Source organism: Collimonas pratensis (assembly GCF_001584185.1).
Lineage (GTDB): Bacteria > Pseudomonadota > Gammaproteobacteria > Burkholderiales > Burkholderiaceae_D > Collimonas > Collimonas pratensis.
In genome coordinates, this window is the sequence record NZ_CP013234.1 from 2,905,039 (window position 1) to 2,924,236 (window position 19,198).

Sequence of the window (19,198 nt, forward strand, 5' to 3'; positions counted from 1 at the left end):
AACAGAAACGCAATCCCACCCAAGCATGAAACCTGCTCTCGCAGCCCTCGGATAAACCCGGGCCACCGCATCGTATTTTTCGATATGATGTCGAATGGCAATCAGGCAATCCCTGAACGCCGCGACCAGCAAAAACCACCTACCGGAGCAGCACAGCGTGACCGACACCACCACCCCGCCCCAGCATCGCGCCCGTGAGGCTGCGATGCCCTTCATCATGCTCACGGTGTTGATCGACATGATTTCTATCGGCCTGATTGTGCCGGTGCTGCCGGCGCTGGTCGGCCAGTTCACCGGCAGCCATGCCGACCAGGCCTTCTGGTACGGCGCCGTAGCGTTTGCCTTCGGTCTTGCCAATTTTTTCGGTTCGCCTATCCTCGGCGCGCTGTCTGACAACTACGGCCGGCGGCCGGTCTTGCTGTTGGGATTCTGCGGGCTGGCGCTGAATTTTTTCGCCACGGCTTTTGCCACCGCGCTGTGGATACTGATCGTGGTGCGCCTGGTGGGCGGCGCGATGCAGGCGAATGCGGCGGTATGCAATGCCTATGTCGCCGATATCACGCCGCCGGAACAGCGCGCCAAGCGCTTCGGCATGATCGGCGCCATGTTCGGAGTCGGCTTCATCATCGGGCCGGTGATGGGCGGCTTGCTGGGCGCGATCGATTTGCGGCTGCCGTTCATCGTCGCCGGCAGCCTGGCGCTGACCAACCTGGCCTATGGCTATTTCGTCCTGCCTGAATCGCTGCCGCTCGAGCGGCGCCGCGCCTTCAGCTGGAAATTTGCCAATCCGCTGACCTCGCTGCAAGCCTTGTCGCGCCTGAAGACGGTCGGCCCGCTGGTGGCGGTGATCGCCTGCAACGGCCTGGCGCAATTCATGCTGTTCACCATCTGGGTGCTGTACACCACCTTCAAGTTCGGCTGGGGACCGTTGGAAAACGGCCAGTCGCTGGCGGCGGTTGGCATCATGTCGGTGCTGGTGCAGGGAGTGCTGCTGGGACCGCTGCTGAAGCGCTTCAGTCCGCAGCGGCTGGCGGTCATCGGCCTGGTGTCGTCCACCGCCGCCTACCTGCTGTGGGGCGCCGCCAGCCATGCCTGGATGATGTATGCAGTGATTTTTGCGAATATCTTCGGTGCCACGGTCAATGCCTCGATCCAGAGCATCATTTCCAGCGCGGTCGATTCGCATAGCCAGGGCCAGACACTGGGTGCGGTCAGTTCGCTAAACAGCCTGATGGCGGTGATCGCGCCTATGATCGCTGCGCCTCTGCTAGGCGCCGTTTCACATTTGCCGAAAGACGACTGGCGCATCGGCACGCCGTTTTATTTTTGCGCGGCGCTGCAATTGATTGCGCTGGTGCTGGCGTTCCTGCACTTCCGGCGGCAGCGCCACGCGCGCGCGGAACATCAAGCGGCTGCCAGCCCGCGGCAAACCGAAGAAACCATGTAATCGAAGGAATTGGCTGGCATCGCCGCTGCTATCCGGCGGCGACGCCAGGCGCCGGATTTACGCCGTTGCCGCCGCGGCGGGCAAAGTCATGCGTTGACCGGATGCACGCGCTGCCAAGCGGCTCAAGGGAATCTCTACCCAGCGGTAGAAAAGCGCGCCGGCGGCCAGGCTGGCAGCCCAGGCCAGCAGCATGCCGATAGCCTGGAACAGCGGCTGCGGCGGCACGAAACGGGCGAAGGCGGCATTGATGACCAGGCACACCGGGAAATGCACCAGGAAAATGGAATAGGAAATGCGTCCGAAGGCGCGGATCCAGGACAGCCGCTGACGCGACATCAGCATGCCGCGCCGGCTCACCAGCACCAGTGCGCAGGCGACGATCAGCGCTACCGCGATGCGGGTGCGGAAATCGACTGCCAGCGCGCACACGGCCGGCAGCACGATCGCCCCCAGCAGCAAGGCCACCACCGCCGGACGGCGGCTGAGATCGCGCGCCCACCAGGCAATGATGCCCAGTCCGTAGCTGCCGAAAAAGTAAGGCGCCCAGGCGTCCCAGGCGGCGTCGCGGTTAAAGTACAGCAGCGAAGCCGTCATCCCGATCACTACCAGTACCGGCGCCAGCCACGGCGCCGAGCGACGGCTGGCGATGCTGCCGGTGAACCACAGCAGCATGGTCAGCAAGGCATACAGCTGGAAATCGATGGCGATGTACCAGGCGCCGGCCGAGATCGATTCATAGCCGAGCACCGTATGCAGCAGCAGCGCATGCGCGGCCAGCTGCAGCGCGGTCGGCATGGCCGAGATCGAATAATGGCTCATCCACATCGCAGCCCAGGCCGAAGCCCCGACTGCCAGGGCGGTCGCCACCAGGAACGGCGGCACCAGCTTCATGTAGCGCCGCCACAGCACGCGCAAGGGATCGGCAACGCCGGAATTGCCCTGCGGCGAGAGCGACTTGGCGGCGAGGAAACCGCCGACCACCAGGAACACCTGCACCGCGATGCGGGCGTAGGTATCCAGCCAGCCGATCAGGGTCGGCGCCACCGGCCGCACGTAATCGGCCATGGGACCGTAGAACGCCAGGTGATGCAGGACGATCAGTTGCGCTGCGACTACCTTCAACAGGTCGATGAAGCCGAATTGGAAATTGGAATTGCGGTCAGGTACGTAGGATGAGCTTGGAGGCTGCGGTGAAACGCTCATTATTACATCCATGTTAAAAAAGATGCCAATGATAAACATTCACTCGCGCTTGTCCAGCGGAATATCGTTTTGTAACACTTGAGGGGCTTGACATCTTCTACATAGCCGAATCATGTCGTTCGTTCAACTATGTAGACGGACGACATGAGGATCGTCATGCGCCGTCAGCCCTTCCCTGGCGACAACTGATATTTTTTGATTTTGTCGTACAGGGTTTTCTTCGGCAGGCCGAGGCGGTCGGCGGCGCCGGCAACGTTGCCATTGCTGGCCTCCAGCATTTCGGCGATCAGCATCCGCTCGTAGACTTCCAGCTGCTGCGGCAGCGAAGCGCCCGGCGGCAAGTCGGCGCTGGCGCCGAGGGCCGGCTCCGCCACACCTTCCGCCACGCCCAGCACCAGGCGGTCGGCGAAATTGCGCAGCTCGCGCACGTTGCCGGGCCAGTCGCGGGTCTGCCACTGCGCCATCTGCGCCAGGCTCCATTGCGGCAAGGGCCGCTGGTAACGCAGCGCCGCACCCTGGATGAAATGCGCCAGCAGCAAGGGGATGTCTTCGCGCCGTTCGTTCAGGCGCGGCAGGTCAATGCTGACCACGCCGATGCGGTAATACAAGTCTTCGCGGAAGCTACCCTGCGCGCTCATCTGCAGCAGGTTGGCCTTGCTGGCGGCGATAACGCGGCAGTCGATGGCGATCGCTTCGTTGCCGCCCAGGCGTTCCAGCTTGCGCTCCTGCAGCACGCGCAGCAGCTTCACTTGCAGGGCCAGCGGCATCGATTCGATTTCGTCGAGGAAAACCGTGCCGCCCTTGGCGTATTCCAGCTTGCCGATGCGGCGCTTCTGCGCGCTGGTGAAAGCCCCTGCTTCGTGACCGAAAATCTCGCTTTCAAAGACGGCTTCCGGCAAGGCGCCGCAGTTGATCGCGACAAACGGCCCTTGGCGGCCGCTGGCCAGGTGCAGCTGGCGCGCCACCACTTCCTTGCCGCTGCCGGTCTGGCCGTTGATCAGGATATCGACCATGGTCGGGCCGACGCTGCGGATCATGGTCCTGACCCGCTCGATCGCCGCCGACTGCCCGATCAGGCTGGGCATGTCAGGGTGCGCCACCCAGGCCGCCTTGAGGCGCCGGTTTTCCAGAATCAGGCTGCGCTTTTCCTGGGCCCGGTGTGCGGTTTCCAGCAAGCGTTCAGCGCCGAACGGCTTTTCGATGAAATCGTAGGCGCCGGCGCGCATGGCGTCGACTGCCATGCTGACGTCGCCGTGGCCGGTGACCACGATCACCGGCAGATCCGGATCCAGCGTCACCACCTGGGTCAGCAGCTCCAGGCCGGAGCGGCCGGGCAGGCGCACATCGGTGACGATGACGCCGGCAAAGCCCGGCGTCAACCAAGCCTGCGCCTGCTCCACGCTGCCGCAGACATGCACGGTAAAGCCGCCCAGTTCCAGTGTCTGCGCAATCGCTTCCCGCACCGACTGCTCATCTTCGATCAATACCGCTTGCGGCGCTGCTGCAGTCATCTCCATCATGCTTCCATGGTTTTATCTAGCGTTTCCAGCAAAGGGATGCGCAGCACGAATTCGGCGCCGCCTTCGCTGTGATTATTCGCGGTCAGGCGGCCGTTCATCGCTTGCACGATGGACGATGAAATCGCCAGGCCCAGGCCAAGCCCCTTGCCGGAAGGCTTGGTAGTGAAGAACGGCTCGAACAGATGCAGGGCGACCTGGGCTGGAATGCCCGGCCCGGAATCGCGGATGCGGATCACGGCATCGCCGGCATCGCGCTCCAGTTCCAGCGAGACGTTTTTTTGCCCGGCATTATCCACCGCGTCTAGCGCATTGCGCAACAGGTTGATCAACACTTGCTCGGTACGTACCGAATCGCCCACCACTTGGGCCTCTTCGCGGATATCGATGCGCAAGCTGGCGCCATGGGTCTGGAATTCATTGCTCAGCAACAGCGCGGCCGCTTCAATCGATTTCGACAAGTCGATCACCGCTACCGCTTCATGGCTCTTCCTGGAAAAACCGTTGAGCTGGCCGACGATCTTGCCCATGCGGGCGCTGGCATTGCTGATATGGCCGAGGTTTTCCACGGCCTTGTCGCGCTGCTCGCGCGAGAGGAAGGTGATGGCGTTGTCGGCAAAGGCGCGGATCGCCGCCAGCGGCTGGTTCAGTTCGTGCGCGATACCTGCCGCCATCTGCCCCAGCATGGCCAGCTTGCCGGCCTGGATCAGCTTGTTCTGGGTCGAACGCAGCAAGTGCTCGGTTTCCTGCAGCTTGGCGTACTTCGCCTCCAGCGTATGGTTCGCCACCATCAGTTCCTGAGTTCTCTGGGCAATCGTGCGGTCCAGGTATTCGGCCGAAGTCAGGCGTTCTTCCAGGCGCCGCCGGCGCTGGTATACGGCCCACAGGGAAATCGCCGCGATCGCCAGCAGCAGTGCTGCCGCCATGGTCCACAGCAAAGCGATGCGGGCGATGCGCGCCTGCGACGGGAACAGCATCAGCTGCCAGCCGAGGCGGCCGATATTGCGCGTCACATGCTGGCCGAACTCTGCCCTTTGCGGCTTCGGCAAGGAACTTACCGGCGTGATGGCCTGGTCGGCATACTGGTGGGTGCCAGCCAGGTTCTGCTGCACCTGGCCGTCCAGCGAGTACAGGCTGTGATACTTCCAGGCCGGACGGTTGCTGAGGAACACCACGCCGCTGCTGTCGACCAGCGTGATCGGCTCTTCGCTGCTGCGCCAGGTGTGCTCGAATTCGGTCAGGTCGATCTTGATCGCCATCACGCCCAGCACTGCCTTGTCGCCATGCTCGGCGGCGCTGGCGTAGATCGGCTGGGCCAGAAAATAGCCTGGAATATTGGTGGTGTTGCCGATGCCGTAAAAGCGGCCGGGATTGCCTTTGATCGCTTCCCGGAAATACGGACGAAAACCGAAATCCCTGCCGACAAACGATGTGCCGCTGTCCCAGTTGCTGGACGCCAGCGTCATGCCATTGCGGTCCAGCATGAAGATCGCCACCACTTTCGACTGCCGCTGTATCAGTTCCAAGGCCTGGTTGAGGTTCTGGATGTTCTGCCGGTCGTCAGGGTGCGCCAGCGCCTGCAATACATCCGATTGAAAACCCAGCGCAAACGGCAGGGTTTCGAATTTCTGCAGCACCGATTCCAGGTCCAGCGCGATGATCTGCAGCTGGCGTTCGCTGGCTTCGCTGATGTCGTTGCTGGCTTTCCTGGCCGCCATTACATAAGTAGTGACCAGCACCGCCAGCGCAGCAATCAGCGCCAGCGCCGGCAACAACAACGGCTTTTTCAATTTCATGACGGCACCCACAGGTTAATCGCGACTGGCAGCCAACAGGAAGCAAGCAGCGACGGCGCCTTGCCGGCCGTCGCTGCCGGCACTTCAACGTGGCGCCGCCGCCGCGCCTTCCGGCATGTGTTTGTGGGTGTCCAGCGCGACATCCTTGAGATAGCCTTCCTTGCTGGGATCGCGCATCTTGTAGGCGACCACGAAGGCGATGGCGCACATGGCCGATACGTACCAGTAGAAAGTGGATTCGGCGCCCAGCCCTTTCAGCTCCAGCGCCACATATTCGGCAGTGCCGCCGAACAGCGCATTGCCGACCGCATACGACAGGCCGACACCCAGCGCGCGCACTTCCGCAGGGAACATTTCAGCCTTGATCAGGCCGCTGATGGAGGTATAGAAGCTGACGATGGCCAGCGCCAGGATCACCAGCCCGAATGCTGCATACGGACTGGTCACGTCTTTCAGCGCATGCAGGATAGGCACGGTGGCGACCGTAGCCAGGGCGCCAAACCACAGCATCGAGGTGCGGCGGCCAATGCGATCGGACAGCATGCCGAACAGCGGCTGCATCACCATGTAGACGAACAGCGTCGCGGTCATGACCGTGCTGGCGGTCTTGGCGCTCATGCCGGCGGTATTGACCAGGTATTTCTGCATATAGGTGGTAAACGTGTAGAAAATCAGCGAGCCGCCGGCGGTGAAGCCGACCACCGTCAGGAATGCGCGCTTATGCTTCATCAGCCCGGCCAGGGTACCGGCATCCTTGTTCTTGCGGGTCTCGGCGGTCGAGGTTTCGCTCAGGGATTTGCGCAGGTACAGGGCGATCAAGGCCGCCAGCGCGCCCAGCACGAAGGGAATGCGCCAGCCCCAGGCATGCAGCTGCTCCGAGGTCAGCAGCTGTTGCAGGATCACCAGCGCCAGCACCGCCAGCAGCTGGCCGCCGATCAGGGTCACGTACTGGAACGAGGCGAAGAAGCCGCGCCGCCCTTCCAGCGCGACCTCACTCATATAGGTGGCGCTGGTGCCGTACTCGCCGCCGACCGACAAGCCCTGGAACAGGCGCGCCAGCAACAGCAGCAAGGGTGCCGCGATGCCGATGCTGGAGTATGTCGGCAGGCAGGCGATCATCAATGAACCACCGCACATCATCAGCACCGAGATCATCATGGCGCTGCGGCGGCCGTGCTTGTCGGCGATGCGTCCGAACAGCCAGCCGCCGATAGGCCGCATGAAGAAGCCGACGGCGAAGATGGCGGCGCTGTTGGCAAGCTGCGTGGTCGGATTGCTGCTGGGGAAAAACATCGGCGCAAAATAGATCGCGCAAAACGAATAAATATAGAAATCGAACCATTCCACCAGGTTGCCGGACGAAGCGCCGACGATGGCGAAAATGCGTTTTCGGGTATCCGCGGCAGCGGCAGGGTCGGAAGGATGAAGCACGGACATGGTTATCTCCTGGTTTTAATGTTTTTTGTACAATCCTGGCAACGGCCGTATTGATCCAGCTTGTGCTAATGCGCAAGCCACATCATGCCATTCGGAAGGCACAACTAGCAAAGGGGGAATTGACGGATCGGGTCAGCGCCGAGCCAGCTGCCTGGCGCAGGCTCGGATATACGATGGAAAAGCAATGTTGCGGGTCATGTTTGTCTCCTGTGGATTATATTTTTCTATAAACCATTGCAGACTTCATGCCAAGCCAGGCGGAAAAGCTAAGGGATTGATTTATTGGGAAATTATTCCCCGATATGTTGCTCAACAGATAGTTTTTGTGCGAAAACCCGGAATTGCGCCCGTCCGGCTTGCGGTTTTCCGCCCGCCAGTCCGGACTCCGGCAACGAATATGGCCATGCGCCGGGCGCTATTGCGCTACCATCTGCGCTGCAAAAATCAAGAAAACGCTATAGGAAACGCTATGACTCAAGAAGAACGCATGGTCGACATCGAAATCAAGCTGACACGCCAGGACGACCTGCTGGATGAGTTGAACAAGCTGGTATATCGCCAGCAATTGAAGATAGACCAGCTGGAAGCACTGTGCGCCGCCCTGGCGCAGCGCATCAAGGATGCCGCCGACAACAGTAATGCGAGCCAGGCCGCCCACGAGCGGCCGCCGCATTACTGATCAGAGCAAGCCTTACAGCGGCTGGGTACGCTCTTCCAGCCACTGCAGGGCATCGCCGCGCACGTGCGGCGTGAGGCGCTCACGCACTTGCGCGTGGTAGGCATTGAGCCAGTCGATTTCGTCGCTGCGCAACAGGCTGGCGTCGAGGCAGCGGGTATCGATAGGACACAGAGTCAGGGTCTCGAAGCGCAGGTAGTCGCCGAACTCGGTGCTTTCTGCTTCTTGATTCAGCACCAGGTTCTCAATCCGCACACCCCAGCAGCCGGGCCGATAAATGCCCGGTTCAATGGAGGTGATCATGCCGGCCTCCATGGCGGTATGCGCTTCCGGCGCCGCGCTGTTGGAAATCACTTGCGGACCTTCGTGTACATTCAGGAAGTAGCCAACGCCGTGGCCGGTGCCGTGGCCGTAGTCGATGCCGGCGGCCCAGATCGGCGCGCGTGCGATGGCATCCAGCATCGGCGATTTGACGGAACGCGGGAACTGCGCCGAAGACAGCGCAATCACGCCTTTCAGCACCAGCGTGCAGTCGCGCTTTTGCGCGGCTGAGGGCTGGCCGACCGGCACCATGCGGGTAATGTCGGTGGTGCCGCCGACATACTGGCCGCCGGAATCGATCAGCAGCAAGCCCTCGCCGCTGATGGTGGCATGCGATTCCACAGTGGCTTTGTAGTGCGGCATGGCGCCGTTGGCGTTAAAGCCGGCGATCGTCGCAAAGCTCGGGCTGACAAAACCGGGACGGCGTGCCCGCGCTGCCGTGATATGGGTATCGACCATCAGCTCGGTGACCGCTTCCTGCTCGCGTTTGGCGATGGCCTGCTCCAGCCAGCTGAAGAATTCGCACAAGGCGGCGCCGTCCTGCTCCATGGCGGCGCGCACATGCGAGACTTCCGCGGCGCTCTTGCGCGACTTGGCGAAGGTGGTCGGATTGATCGCTTCCACCACTTTGACGGTGGCGCCAACCGCCTGCCGCAATCCCAGCGTCACGCGGCGCGGGTCGAGCAGCAGCACGGCATCCGCCGGCAAAGTTGCCAAAGCCTCGGTAGCTTGCGCATACGGCGCCAGCGCCACGCCATCTTGCAGCAGCAGATCGCGCAAGGCCGCCGGCACTTTGCCGTCGGCGACGAACAGCGTGGTTTGTTGCGGCCCAATCAATGCATGGGCCAGAAACACCGGGTTGAAATTGACGTCGGCGCCGCGCAGGTTGAACAGGTAGGCAATATCGTCCAGGGTCGAAATGAAATGCCAGCCGGCGCCCTGCTGCTGCATGGCCTGGCGCAGCTGCTCCAGCTTGGCGGCACGCGTCAGCGGCGCATGGACAGCATCGTGCTGATAGATTTCAGCCATGGGCAAGCCCGGCCGTTCGCTCCAGATATCGCCCAGCACATCGAGATCGGTGCGCAGCTTGCTGCCGCCCTTGGCCAAAGCCAGTTCCAGCGCGCGCGCCGTCGCCAGCCCCAGCACCGCGGCGTCAACCGCCAGCGTCTGCCCTGGCGCCAGATTACTCGACAACCACTCCAGATGCAGCAAGCTGCTGCCGGTCGGCGTCTTCATCAGGACGATCTCGGTGCCGGCCAGCTCGGCTTCTGCCTGCGACCAGTAGCGGCTGTCCGCCCACAAGCCGGCGAAATCGGCGGTAATGATCAGGTTGGCAACCGAACCGGTGAATCCCGACAGCCATTCCCGGCCCTTCCAACGCCCCGGCAGATATTCGGACAGATGCGGATCAGCCGACGGAATCAGGCAGGCATCGACATTGTGGCGTTTCATGGCATCGCGCAGCAGCTGGATGCGCGGGGCGGCAGTAGTCTGGGAAAAGGTTCGGGAGTTCATCGTGGATGTGTGGGCAGAATGAAAATTCGGGACAATTCGGTTATGGAGAGTCACTTACCGCTAAGTACGCAAGCATACCACTGCGTAAGGGGAAACGGGGCCTCGCCCCCTATCCAACTGACAATCAAAAAAACGAGTAAGCTCTCACGTCACAGTCGCTGCAAAACATTCTGATCATCATAATTTCTCTCAGAGGAAATCGTCATGAGCCGCAAAACCCCCATCGAGCGCTATCGCAACATCGGCATCAGCGCCCACATCGACGCCGGCAAGACCACCACTACCGAGCGCATCCTGTTTTACTCCGGCGTCAGCCATAAGATCGGCGAGGTGCACGACGGCACCGCCACCATGGACTGGATGGAGCAGGAACAGGAACGCGGCATCACCATCACATCGGCCGCCACCACCTGTTTCTGGCAGGGCATGGCCGGCAATTATCCTATCCACCGCATCAACATCATCGACACCCCGGGCCACGTCGATTTCACAATCGAAGTCGAGCGCTCGATGCGGGTGCTGGACGGCGCCTGCATGGTGTACGACGCAGTCGGCGGCGTCCAGCCGCAATCCGAGACAGTCTGGCGCCAGGCCAACAAGTACGGCGTGCCGCGGCTGGCGTTCGTCAACAAGATGGACCGGGTCGGCGCCGATTTCTTCCGCGTGCACCAGCAGATCAGCGAACGCCTCAAAGGTAACCCGGTGCTGGTACAGATTCCGGTCGGCGCCGAAGAGAATTTCCATGGCGTCGTCGACCTGATCAAGATGAAGGCAATCATGTGGGATGACGCCACCCAGGGCGTCAAGTTCGAGTACATTGAGATCCCGCCGGCCCTGCAGGAAAGCGCCAAGGAATGGCGCGGCCGCATGATAGAAGCGGCGGCCGACGCCAGCGACGCCATGATGAAAAAGTATCTGGAAGGCGACGACATCAGCGAGGATGAAATCAAGGCCGCCCTGCGGCAGCGCACCATCGCCGGTGAAATCGTCCCCATGCTGTGCGGCAGCGCCTTCAAGAACCGCGGCGTGCAAGCCCTGCTAGACGCCGTCATCGACTTCCTGCCGGCGCCTACCGATATCCCGCCGGTCAAGGGCCACGACGCCGACGACCTGGTGGTGGAACGGCGTGCCAGCGACGACGAAAAATTCTCCGCCCTCACCTTCAAGATCATGACCGACCCTTTCGTCGGCCACCTGAGCTACTTCCGCGTGTATTCCGGGGTGCTGCTGTCGGGCGATTCGGTCTTCATCCCGAACAAGGGCAAGAAGGAAAGGATAGGCCGCGTGCTGCAGATGCACGCCAACCACCGCACCGAAATCAGCGAAGTGTACGCCGGCGACATCGCCGCCGCGGTCGGCCTCAAGGAAGCCAGCACCGGCGACACTCTGTGCGATCCCGGCAGCGTCATCACCCTGGAAAAAATGGTGTTTCCGGATACCGTGATCTCGCAGGCGGTAGAACCAAAAACCAAGGCCGACCAGGAAAAAATGGGGGTGGCGCTGAGCCGCCTGGCGGAAGAAGATCCTTCTTTCCGCGTCAAGACCGATGAAGAGTCCGGCCAGACCATCATTTCCGGCATGGGTGAATTGCACCTGGAGGTGCTGGTGGAGCGCATGCGCCGCGAATTCGGCGTCGACGCCTCGGTCGGCAAGCCGCAAGTGGCTTTCCGCGAAACCATCCGCAAGGTCTGCGAATCGAGCGAGGGCAAGTTCATCAAACAGTCGGGCGGCCGCGGCCAGTACGGCCACGTGGTGCTGAAGATCGAACCGCAGCCGCACGGCAAAGGGTTTGAGTTCGTCGATGCCATCAAGGGCGGCACGGTGCCTCGCGAATATATCCCGGCGGTGGAAAAAGGCGTGCGCGAAACCCTGGCGACCGGCGTGCTGGCGGGTTACCCGGTGGTGGATGTCAAGGTCACCTTGTTCTTCGGTTCCTCGCACGACGTCGATTCCAACGAAAATGCCTACCGCATGGCGGCGTCAATGGCGTTCAAGGATGGCTGCCGCCAGGCCAGCCCGGCGTTGCTGGAGCCAATGATGGCGGTCGAAGTGGAAACGCCGGAAGAGAAAATGGGCGACGTCATCGGCGACCTGTCGTCGCGGCGCGGCATGATCCAGAGCATGGATGATATCCCGGGCGGGGTCGGCAAGATCGTGCGCGCCGAAGTGCCGCTGGCGGAAATGTTCGGCTACTCCACCACGCTGCGCTCGCTGACCCAGGGGCGCGCCACTTATACGATGGAGTTCAAGCATTACGCCGAAGCGCCGGCCAATGTGACCGACGCCGTGATCAATGCCAAGCATGTAGGGAACGCCAGGCACTGACGGGCGCTCCCGGGCCGGGTAGAGCAGTACCCGGCCACTGCTTACAGCTCGTTTTCGTCGAGGTCCTGCTCCATGCCGTCGACCGGCAGCAAGTGCCCGAGCTTGGCGGCTTTGGTATCCAGGTATTTGGCATTGAAGGGATTACGATTGAGCATCAGCGGAATCCGTTCCACCACGTTGATGCCGATCTTCTGCAGCGCCGCCACCTTGCGCGGATTGTTGGTCATCAGCCGCAGCGCGGTGATATCCAGGTGCTCCAGCATGGTTTCGCACAGGCTGTAGTCGCGCAGATCCGCGGCAAAGCCCAGTTGCTGGTTGGCTTCCACCGTATCGGCGCCGCCATCCTGCAAATGATAAGCGCGCAGCTTGTTGATCAGGCCGATGCCGCGCCCTTCCTGGCGCAGGTACAAGATGGCGCCACGCCCTTCGGCGGCGATTTTTTGCAGGGCGCCTTCGAGCTGGGCGCCGCAGTCGCAGCGCTGGCTGAACAGCGCATCGCCGGTCAGGCACTCGGAATGGACGCGCGCCAGTACCGGCGCGCCGTCGTTGACTTCACCCAGAGTCATGGCCAGATGTTCTTTGCCGGTGCTGTGTTCGATGAATGCGTGCAGCTGGAAGGTCGCCCATGGCGTCGGCAGCGCGCACGAGGTCACATATTCCAGCGATTGATTGACTGAGGCGGCAGGTAGATTGCCTTTATTATTAGTGGTGCTCATCAGATAGGTTCAGAGTGAATAAAAGGCATGCCATTGCATAAATGACATGCCCGCAAATAATATGTGGCTTAACATTGTTCGATACAGCCGCCATTTTACGATTATTCGAAAATATACGTATGACGGCGGCCCGTGCAAACCGCTCCCTGCGTCGTAAATAGGGACTAAACCGGGGTTTTCAACAGTTTGCCCGGTGTTTGGGGGGATTTATTGTTAGAATCTCATCTACTTAAACCTAAGACTATCAATGCGCGAAGTCCCCGACCTGATTGCCTGCGAAGGATGCGATGCCCTGTACCGCAAGGTGCAGCTGCGCCGCGGTGAAATCGCCCATTGCCCACGCTGCGGCACCGAGCTGGATCGCGACGACGGCCGCCAGCGCGAGCGCATTCTGCCGCTGACCGTGGCTAGCCTGATCATGTTCCTGATCGCCAACAGCTTTCCCATTGTCGAAATCGAGCTGCAAGGCCTGCGCAGCCAGACCACCCTGTTCGGCGCCGTGCTGTCGCTGAGCGCTGAAGGCATGTCGCTGGTGGCCATGCTGGTGCTGGCCACCACCATCCTGTTTCCGTTGCTGCAACTGCTGTTCCTGCTGTACCTGCTGCTGACGCTACGCAACGAGCGCCGTCCGCCCGGCTTCCGCTGGCTGGTGCATGCCATGCAAAACCTGCGCCCCTGGGGCATGGTGGAAGTATTCCTGCTGGGCGTGCTGGTGGCGGTGGTCAAACTGTCGAACATGGCCACGGTGATCCCTGGCGTCGCATTGTGGGCTTTCGGCGTCCTGACCGTACTGTTGACGGCGGTGGTTTCCTTCAATCCGCGCCGCTTCTGGCAGATGGCGTTTGCCGACGGCAGCCCGCAGGAGTCGCCATGAACAGCGGCGCCATCGAAGCGGACGATCCGATCATCATTGCCGGCGACGAAGACCTGCCGGTGTACACCGCCGTCAGCCAGGGCATGATGTCTTGCCACCATTGCGGCACGGTGTGGCGAGAGGTCGCCGAACATGAAGACTGCCAGCTCTGCGGCACTGCGCTGCACATGCGCAAACCGCACAGCATCATGCGCAGCTGGGCGCTGCTGATCGCTGCCTGCATCATGTACATTCCGGCCAACCTGATGCCGGTGATGGTCACCAAGACCTTGCTAGGTGTCCAGCAGGACACCATCATGAGCGGCGTCATCTATTTCTGGGTATCCGGCTCCTGGGAATTGGCGGCGATTATCTTCATCGCTAGCTTCCTGGTGCCGCTGTTCAAGCTGGCCTCGCTGATCCTGCTGACGGCAACCGCGCAAAAACAGAGCCGCTGGCGCCGCCTGCAACGCGCCAAACTGTACCGCCTGGTGGAAATCATCGGCCGCTGGTCGATGCTGGACGTGTTCGTGGTGTCGCTGCTGGCGGGACTGGTGCAGATCGAAGGTTTCGCCAAGATCACCGCCGGCTTCGGCGTGGTAGCGTTTGCCTCGGTGGTGGTGCTGACCATGCTGGCCGCGCTCAGCTTCGATCCGCGCCTGACCTGGGACGACCGGCCGCACGGTCGTGCGCAAGAGCCGACAATAAAACAAGAGAATCAGTAAATAGATCAGTAAGAAAGTAAGCAAAAAAGTGAAAGCACAAGATGAGCGATGAAAACACCCCGGCGCCTGCCCTGCCGCCCCTGCCCGAACCGAAGCTGAGCCGCAAACGCGACTGGCTACCGTCGCTGATCTGGCTGATTCCTATCGTCGCCGCCGTGGTCGGCCTGACGCTGGTGGTCAAGATCCTGGTCGAACGCGGGCCGTCGATCACGATCACCTTCCGCACCGCCGAAGGCCTGGAAGCCGGCAAGACCAAGGTCAAGTACAAGGATGTCGACATCGGTCTGGTCCAGACCATCACCCTCAGCAAGGACCGCTCGCACGTGTTGGCTAACGTCCAGTTGTCGAAAGAAGCGGAAAGCTTCACCGCCGCCGACACCCGCTTCTGGGTGGTGCGGCCGCGGGTGGCCGCTTCCGGCGTTTCGGGGCTGGGCACCCTGCTGTCGGGCGCCTACATCGGCGCCGACGCCGGCACTGCCAAGGATAAAAAGGATGAATTCACCGGCCTCGAAGTGCAGCCGATTGTCCGGCTCGACGCCAGCGGCAAGCAGTACATGCTGCATGCCACCGATATTGGTTCGCTGGATATCGGTTCGCCGATCTATTTCCGCCGCATCAAGGTTGGTCAGTTGGCCGCCTACGACCTGGATGAAGATGGCAAAGGCGTGACCTTGCGCATTTTCATCGATGCGCCCTACGACAAGTTCATCGGCGTCAACACCCGCTTCTGGCACGCTAGCGGCTTCGATATGCAGATCAACGCCAGCGGCTTCAAGCTGCGTACCCAATCGCTGGCGACCGTGGTGCTAGGCGGCATCGCGTTCCAATCGCCGGACGATGAACTGGGGCTCAAGGCCAAGGAAAACACCACCTTCAACCTGGCGTCCGACGAAGAAACCGCCTTGAAGGAACCGGATGGCCCGTCGGAAACCGTGATCATGTATTTCAACCAATCCCTGCGCGGCCTGACGCCGGGCACCACGGTCGATTTCCGCGGCGTGGTGCTGGGCGAGGTCAAGTCGATTGGCATCGAGTACGACGCCAAGCAGCGCGAATTCCAGATGCCGGTCGCGGTGCAGATCTATCCGGAACGGCTGGGTCGCAAGTATGCCGAGGATGAGCGCCATTCCACCTACACCGCCAAACAGCGGCTGGAATACATGGTCGGGCGCGGCTTGCGGGCGCAGCTGCGCACCGGCAACCTGTTGACCGGGCAGTTGTATATCGCACTCGACTTTTTCCCGAAGGCGCCGCCGGTCAAGATCGACAACTCGACTTCCGTGGTGGTGTTGCCGACGATTCCGAACAGCCTGGATGAAATCCAGTCGCAGATTGCCGAGATCGCCAAAAAGCTGAGCAAGGTACCGTTCGACCAGATCGCCGCCGATCTGCAAAAGACTATCGGCACCATGAACCGTACTTTGCTGAATGCCGAGCAGTTGACCAAGAGCTTGAATAACGACGTTGCGCCGGAAATTATGGCGGCGATGAAGGACGTGCGCAAGACGCTGGACAACGCCGACCGCACCCTGTCCGACAATTCGCCGCTGCAGCAGGACATCCGCCAGACCCTGCAGGAATTGACGCGTTCGGCCGCTTCGGTACGCATCCTGACCGATTACCTGGAACGCCATCCGGAATCACTGATCCGCGGCAAGCAAGAGGAAAGCAACAAATGATGACGAACAAGACTACAGCAAGCCGCGCGCGCGGCGCCGCACTCATCGCAGCAATAGCAGCAGCGCTGGCGCTAGCCGGCTGTGCCTCCAGTCCGACGCGCTTCTATACGCTGCAGGCGCCGCCGCCGGCCGCACTCCCGGCCACAGCGCAGAATGCGCGGCTGTTTATCGAAGTCTCGCCGATCGCTTTGCCGGAGCGCCTGGCGCGGCCGCAACTGGTGGTGCGCAGCAGTGGCGCCAATGCCGGCACCCGGGTTGACATCCTGGAGCAGGAACGCTGGTCCTCGCCCTTCAACAATGAACTGCGCGATGCGCTCGCCAGCGCCATCGCCAGCCGCCTGGGAGCCACCGACGTCAGCCGCTCCGGCAGGCCGACCGACCAGCCGGTCTACCGTATCGCCATCGAGTTGCGCGAATTCGATGCCGCACCCGGTGACAAAGTGCAAGCCACCTACGGCTGGACCGTCACCCGTTCGGACAATGCCAAGACCAGCGCCTGCCAGTTGACCGTTGCAGAGCCGGTCGCTGCCGGCATCGACGCTCTGGTGCAGGGCGTGCAACGGACCGTGGCGGATGCTGCCGATGCCATCACCGCCAGCGTCAGCAGTTTCAAGAGTGGCGCCGTACCGGCTTGCCAGGGTTGACGGCACAATGCAACAGCCATGATCGATAAACAGCAGGAACTGGCGAAATCCAAAAATCTGGCGCTGCTGTTCCTGGGTGTCGCCAGCGCCGTGTTTGTCATCACACTATTGCTCCCCGGCGGCTTCTGGCCAGACCTGGTCAAAGCCGTCTCCGAAGCGGCAATGGTGGGCGCACTGGCCGACTGGTTCGCGGTGCACGCCCTGTTCCGGCGCGTGCCGATCCCGCTGCTGTCGCGCCATACTGCCATCATTCCCCGCAACAAAGACAAGATCGCAGACAACCTGGCGTTGTTCGTCAAGGATAAATTCTTCGATGTCGAGTCGATCGCCGGCCTGATCCGCAAACACGATCCGGCCAAGCTGCTTTCCGCCTGGCTCAGCGGCCCGGACAATACCGAGAACTTTGGCCGTCATCTGCTGCGGGAAGCCGCGCGCATCCTCGACTTCATCGAAGACGCGCCGGTGCAGCGTTTCATGACCCGGGCGCTGCATGTGGCGCTGGAAAAAATCGACCTGTCGCAATCGGCCGGCATGATTCTCGACCAGTTAACCAAGGACGGCCGCCATCAGGCACTGCTGGACGAAGCGCTGCTGCAGTGTGCCGGCTTGCTGGCCAATCCCGATACGCAGGAGCTGATCGCCGGCGAAATCGTGGTCTGGCTCAAGCAAGACCACCCCTTGAAAGAGAAGGTCCTGCCATCTGAATGGATAGGCCGCCAAGGTGCGGACATTGCCGTCAATGCCGTGAGTCACCTGATTGCCGAGATCAGCGGCGATAAAGAGCATGCCTTGCGCGCCCGGTTCGACGTCTTCACCCAGCGCTTCATCGAACAGCTCAAGGACGATCCGGAATTCCTCGCCAAGGGCGAACAGATCAAGACCTACCTGCTGAACGACCCTACCCTCTATCTCTACCTGAAAAACCTGTGGGGATCGCTGCGTACGTGGTTAAAAGAAGATCTGGCCAGCAGCGACTCGCTGCTGCACCGGAACATGGTCGCTGCCGGCTACTGGCTAGGCAAGACGCTGGCGGACGACCCGGCCTTCCGGCAATCCGTCAACCAGCATCTGGAACAGGCGGCGAAGAACATGGCGCCCGACTTTGCCGATTTTCTGACGCGCCATATCAGCGACACCGTCAAAAACTGGGATAGCAGGGAAATGGCGCGGCAGATCGAGCTGAACATCGGCAAGGACCTGCAGTGGATACGCATCAACGGCACGATCGTCGGCGGTCTGATCGGTTTGCTGCTATATCTGATTTCGCAGCTGCGGCAATGGCTGCCGCATTTTTAGACAAGTTCGACGCTGAACAAACCCGCATTCAGAATCGTTCGTAGCCCAACAGGTAGCGCCACTCACCAACCGCCAGGCTGGCCATCGGCAGGCGGCCGATACGGATCCGTTTGATCGCTACAACTTGCAGCCCGACCTGTTCGCACATGTGCACCAGCAAGCCGCGCTGCGGCGCCTTGAGGGCGAAGCGCAAGCGTTTTTCATTCTGCCAGCTGACCTTGATCGGCGGCAGCGGCTTGCGGTTGAAGCTTAAGCCGTGGTTCAGCAACCTCAAGCCGTCCGGCATGATGTCGCCGGCGATTTCGACGATGAATTCGTGCTCGATCTTGGCGGCATCGTCGACCAGCTTGCGCGTCACGCGCCAGTCCTGGCTGAAAATCAGCAGGCCGCTAGCGAGCGTTTCCAGCGGCTCGATCAGGTTCAGGTTGTTCAGGTGACGCTTGAGGAAGCGCAGTTCGGCACGGTCGTCGGCCGACCGTTTATCAGCCGCAACCAGACGCGCCGCCAGCTCCGTCATCGGCGTCTCGGCGAACAGGTTCAGTCCGGCCGGCTTATGGAACAGGATCGTGACCGGATCTTGCGGCTCCAGCGTGGCCTCCGGCAGCAATTCGATCTGCTGCCCAGCGCCGATGCGCTGTCCGGGCTCTTCCACCAGCACGCCGTCAACCTTGACCCAACCACCTTCGATATATTGCTCGGCTTCGCGGCGCGAACAGGAAAGCTGATCGGCGAGCTGTTTCGCCAAGCGGATCGATTCAGTCATGTATGTGTGCCTTGATTTTCATTTATTTGCGATACAGTTCGGGACGCGACTTGTTGCGCTGTTCGTAAATGGTCTTGGCATCTGCCCGCGCGCGTTCCAGCGTGCGCATGACCGGGTCATCGTCGTGCAGGGTAAAAAAGTCCGCCGCCTGCGCCCGCATCACGTATTTGATCGCAGCATCGTCCTTGAGGTCGTAAAGTTCGACCATCAAGGTCGTGACTTCATCCAGATATTCTTCGTAGGTCATGATTAACTCCTGTGTTTTCCACCTTGCTCAGCTTCATC

The 19,198-nt window shown here is 61.3% G+C and carries 16 protein-coding genes; 8 read left to right on the forward strand and 8 right to left on the reverse strand.

The genetic code is table 11. The features are described 5' to 3' along the window. The first annotated feature begins 94 nt into the window (after positions 1-94). Positions 95-1,447, forward strand: coding sequence for a TCR/Tet family MFS transporter (locus tag CPter91_RS13155; protein WP_150119686.1), 1,353 nt, complete (start codon positions 95-97; stop codon positions 1,445-1,447). A 57-nt stretch (positions 1,448-1,504) separates the two neighbouring features. Here CPter91_RS13155 and CPter91_RS13160 read toward each other — a convergent pair whose 3' ends face one another. The 4 genes from CPter91_RS13160 to CPter91_RS13175 form a co-directional block, all read right to left on the reverse strand. Further along, positions 1,505-2,650, reverse strand: coding sequence for an acyltransferase family protein (locus tag CPter91_RS13160; protein WP_236905807.1), 1,146 nt, complete (start codon positions 2,648-2,650; stop codon positions 1,505-1,507). Between the two features lie 164 nt (positions 2,651-2,814). Further along, positions 2,815-4,167 carry a sigma-54-dependent transcriptional regulator gene (locus CPter91_RS13165; RefSeq protein ID WP_061941036.1) on the reverse strand — a complete coding sequence of 451 codons (1,353 nt, stop codon included), beginning with the start codon at positions 4,165-4,167 and terminating at the stop codon, positions 2,815-2,817. After that, positions 4,167-5,963, reverse strand: coding sequence for a sensor histidine kinase (locus CPter91_RS13170; protein WP_061941039.1), 1,797 nt, complete (start codon positions 5,961-5,963; stop codon positions 4,167-4,169). Before CPter91_RS13170 ends, CPter91_RS13165 begins: the two co-directional genes overlap by 1 nt. A gap of 84 nt (positions 5,964-6,047) precedes the next feature. Continuing rightward, complete coding sequence (locus CPter91_RS13175; protein WP_061941041.1) at positions 6,048-7,400, reverse strand: MFS family transporter; 1,353 nt, start codon at positions 7,398-7,400, stop codon at positions 6,048-6,050. Between the two features lie 469 nt (positions 7,401-7,869). Between CPter91_RS13175 and CPter91_RS13180 the strand changes: the two genes are divergently transcribed. Further along, positions 7,870-8,079, forward strand: coding sequence for a SlyX family protein (locus tag CPter91_RS13180; protein ID WP_061946198.1), 210 nt, complete (start codon positions 7,870-7,872; stop codon positions 8,077-8,079). A gap of 12 nt (positions 8,080-8,091) precedes the next feature. Here the strand turns inward: CPter91_RS13180 and CPter91_RS13185 are convergent, their stop codons facing one another. Then, entirely contained in the window at positions 8,092-9,912 is a 1,821-nt protein-coding gene (locus tag CPter91_RS13185) for an aminopeptidase P family protein (protein ID WP_061941043.1), read from the reverse strand. 204 nt (positions 9,913-10,116) lie between these two features. Here CPter91_RS13185 and fusA point away from each other — a divergent pair, with 204 nt between their 5' ends. Further along, a complete protein-coding gene (fusA, locus tag CPter91_RS13190) occupies positions 10,117-12,237 on the forward strand; it encodes an elongation factor G (RefSeq protein WP_061941045.1) in 2,121 nt (706 codons plus the stop codon). Between the two features lie 41 nt (positions 12,238-12,278). On the opposite strand, the gene ribA is transcribed toward fusA, so the two are convergent. After that, the gene (gene ribA / locus CPter91_RS13195; protein ID WP_061941047.1) at positions 12,279-12,953 is read right to left on the reverse strand and encodes a GTP cyclohydrolase II; all 675 of its coding nucleotides are present in this window, start codon (positions 12,951-12,953) and stop codon (positions 12,279-12,281) included. A 247-nt stretch (positions 12,954-13,200) separates the two neighbouring features. Between ribA and CPter91_RS13200 the strand changes: the two genes are divergently transcribed. Genes CPter91_RS13200 through CPter91_RS13220 form a run of 5 tightly spaced genes read left to right on the forward strand, consistent with a single transcriptional unit; the run spans position 13,201 to position 18,150 of the window. Further along, a complete protein-coding gene (locus CPter91_RS13200) occupies positions 13,201-13,827 on the forward strand; it encodes a paraquat-inducible protein A (RefSeq protein WP_061941049.1) in 627 nt (208 codons plus the stop codon). Further along, on the forward strand, positions 13,824-14,531 hold the full coding sequence (locus tag CPter91_RS13205; protein ID WP_061941051.1) for a paraquat-inducible protein A: 708 nt from the start codon (positions 13,824-13,826) through the stop codon (positions 14,529-14,531). The genes CPter91_RS13200 and CPter91_RS13205 overlap by 4 nt, the downstream gene beginning before the upstream one ends. Before the next feature lie 41 nt (positions 14,532-14,572). Next, positions 14,573-16,210, forward strand: coding sequence for a PqiB family protein (locus CPter91_RS13210; protein WP_061941053.1), 1,638 nt, complete (start codon positions 14,573-14,575; stop codon positions 16,208-16,210). Then, positions 16,207-16,854 (forward strand): PqiC family protein, encoded by a 648-nt coding sequence (locus tag CPter91_RS13215; RefSeq protein ID WP_061941055.1) that lies wholly within the window; start codon positions 16,207-16,209, stop codon positions 16,852-16,854. Before CPter91_RS13210 ends, CPter91_RS13215 begins: the two co-directional genes overlap by 4 nt. A gap of 21 nt (positions 16,855-16,875) precedes the next feature. After that, positions 16,876-18,150, forward strand: a complete 1,275-nt coding sequence (locus CPter91_RS13220) for a DUF445 domain-containing protein (RefSeq protein WP_082793484.1) — start codon at positions 16,876-16,878, stop codon at positions 18,148-18,150. Between the two features lie 28 nt (positions 18,151-18,178). Here the strand turns inward: CPter91_RS13220 and CPter91_RS13225 are convergent, their stop codons facing one another. Continuing rightward, the gene (locus tag CPter91_RS13225; RefSeq protein WP_061941059.1) at positions 18,179-18,913 is read right to left on the reverse strand and encodes an rRNA pseudouridine synthase; all 735 of its coding nucleotides are present in this window, start codon (positions 18,911-18,913) and stop codon (positions 18,179-18,181) included. A gap of 22 nt (positions 18,914-18,935) precedes the next feature. Beyond that, the gene (locus tag CPter91_RS13230; protein ID WP_061941061.1) at positions 18,936-19,160 is read right to left on the reverse strand and encodes a hypothetical protein; all 225 of its coding nucleotides are present in this window, start codon (positions 19,158-19,160) and stop codon (positions 18,936-18,938) included. Between the last annotated feature and the right edge of the window lie 38 nt (positions 19,161-19,198).

Coding starts and splice junctions, on each gene's coding strand:
- CPter91_RS13155 (WP_150119686.1), top strand. CDS start 95: ATGGCAATCAGGCAATCCCTGAACGCCGCGACCAGCAAAAACCACCTA.
- CPter91_RS13160 (WP_236905807.1), bottom strand. CDS start 2,650: ATGAGCGTTTCACCGCAGCCTCCAAGCTCATCCTACGTACCTGACCGC.
- CPter91_RS13165 (WP_061941036.1), bottom strand. CDS start 4,167: ATGGAGATGACTGCAGCAGCGCCGCAAGCGGTATTGATCGAAGATGAG.
- CPter91_RS13170 (WP_061941039.1), bottom strand. CDS start 5,963: ATGAAATTGAAAAAGCCGTTGTTGTTGCCGGCGCTGGCGCTGATTGCT.
- CPter91_RS13175 (WP_061941041.1), bottom strand. CDS start 7,400: ATGTCCGTGCTTCATCCTTCCGACCCTGCCGCTGCCGCGGATACCCGA.
- CPter91_RS13180 (WP_061946198.1), top strand. CDS start 7,870: ATGACTCAAGAAGAACGCATGGTCGACATCGAAATCAAGCTGACACGC.
- CPter91_RS13185 (WP_061941043.1), bottom strand. CDS start 9,912: ATGAACTCCCGAACCTTTTCCCAGACTACTGCCGCCCCGCGCATCCAG.
- fusA (WP_061941045.1), top strand. CDS start 10,117: ATGAGCCGCAAAACCCCCATCGAGCGCTATCGCAACATCGGCATCAGC.
- ribA (WP_061941047.1), bottom strand. CDS start 12,953: ATGAGCACCACTAATAATAAAGGCAATCTACCTGCCGCCTCAGTCAAT.
- CPter91_RS13200 (WP_061941049.1), top strand. CDS start 13,201: ATGCGCGAAGTCCCCGACCTGATTGCCTGCGAAGGATGCGATGCCCTG.
- CPter91_RS13205 (WP_061941051.1), top strand. CDS start 13,824: ATGAACAGCGGCGCCATCGAAGCGGACGATCCGATCATCATTGCCGGC.
- CPter91_RS13210 (WP_061941053.1), top strand. CDS start 14,573: ATGAGCGATGAAAACACCCCGGCGCCTGCCCTGCCGCCCCTGCCCGAA.
- CPter91_RS13215 (WP_061941055.1), top strand. CDS start 16,207: ATGATGACGAACAAGACTACAGCAAGCCGCGCGCGCGGCGCCGCACTC.
- CPter91_RS13225 (WP_061941059.1), bottom strand. CDS start 18,913: ATGACTGAATCGATCCGCTTGGCGAAACAGCTCGCCGATCAGCTTTCC.
- CPter91_RS13230 (WP_061941061.1), bottom strand. CDS start 19,160: ATGACCTACGAAGAATATCTGGATGAAGTCACGACCTTGATGGTCGAA.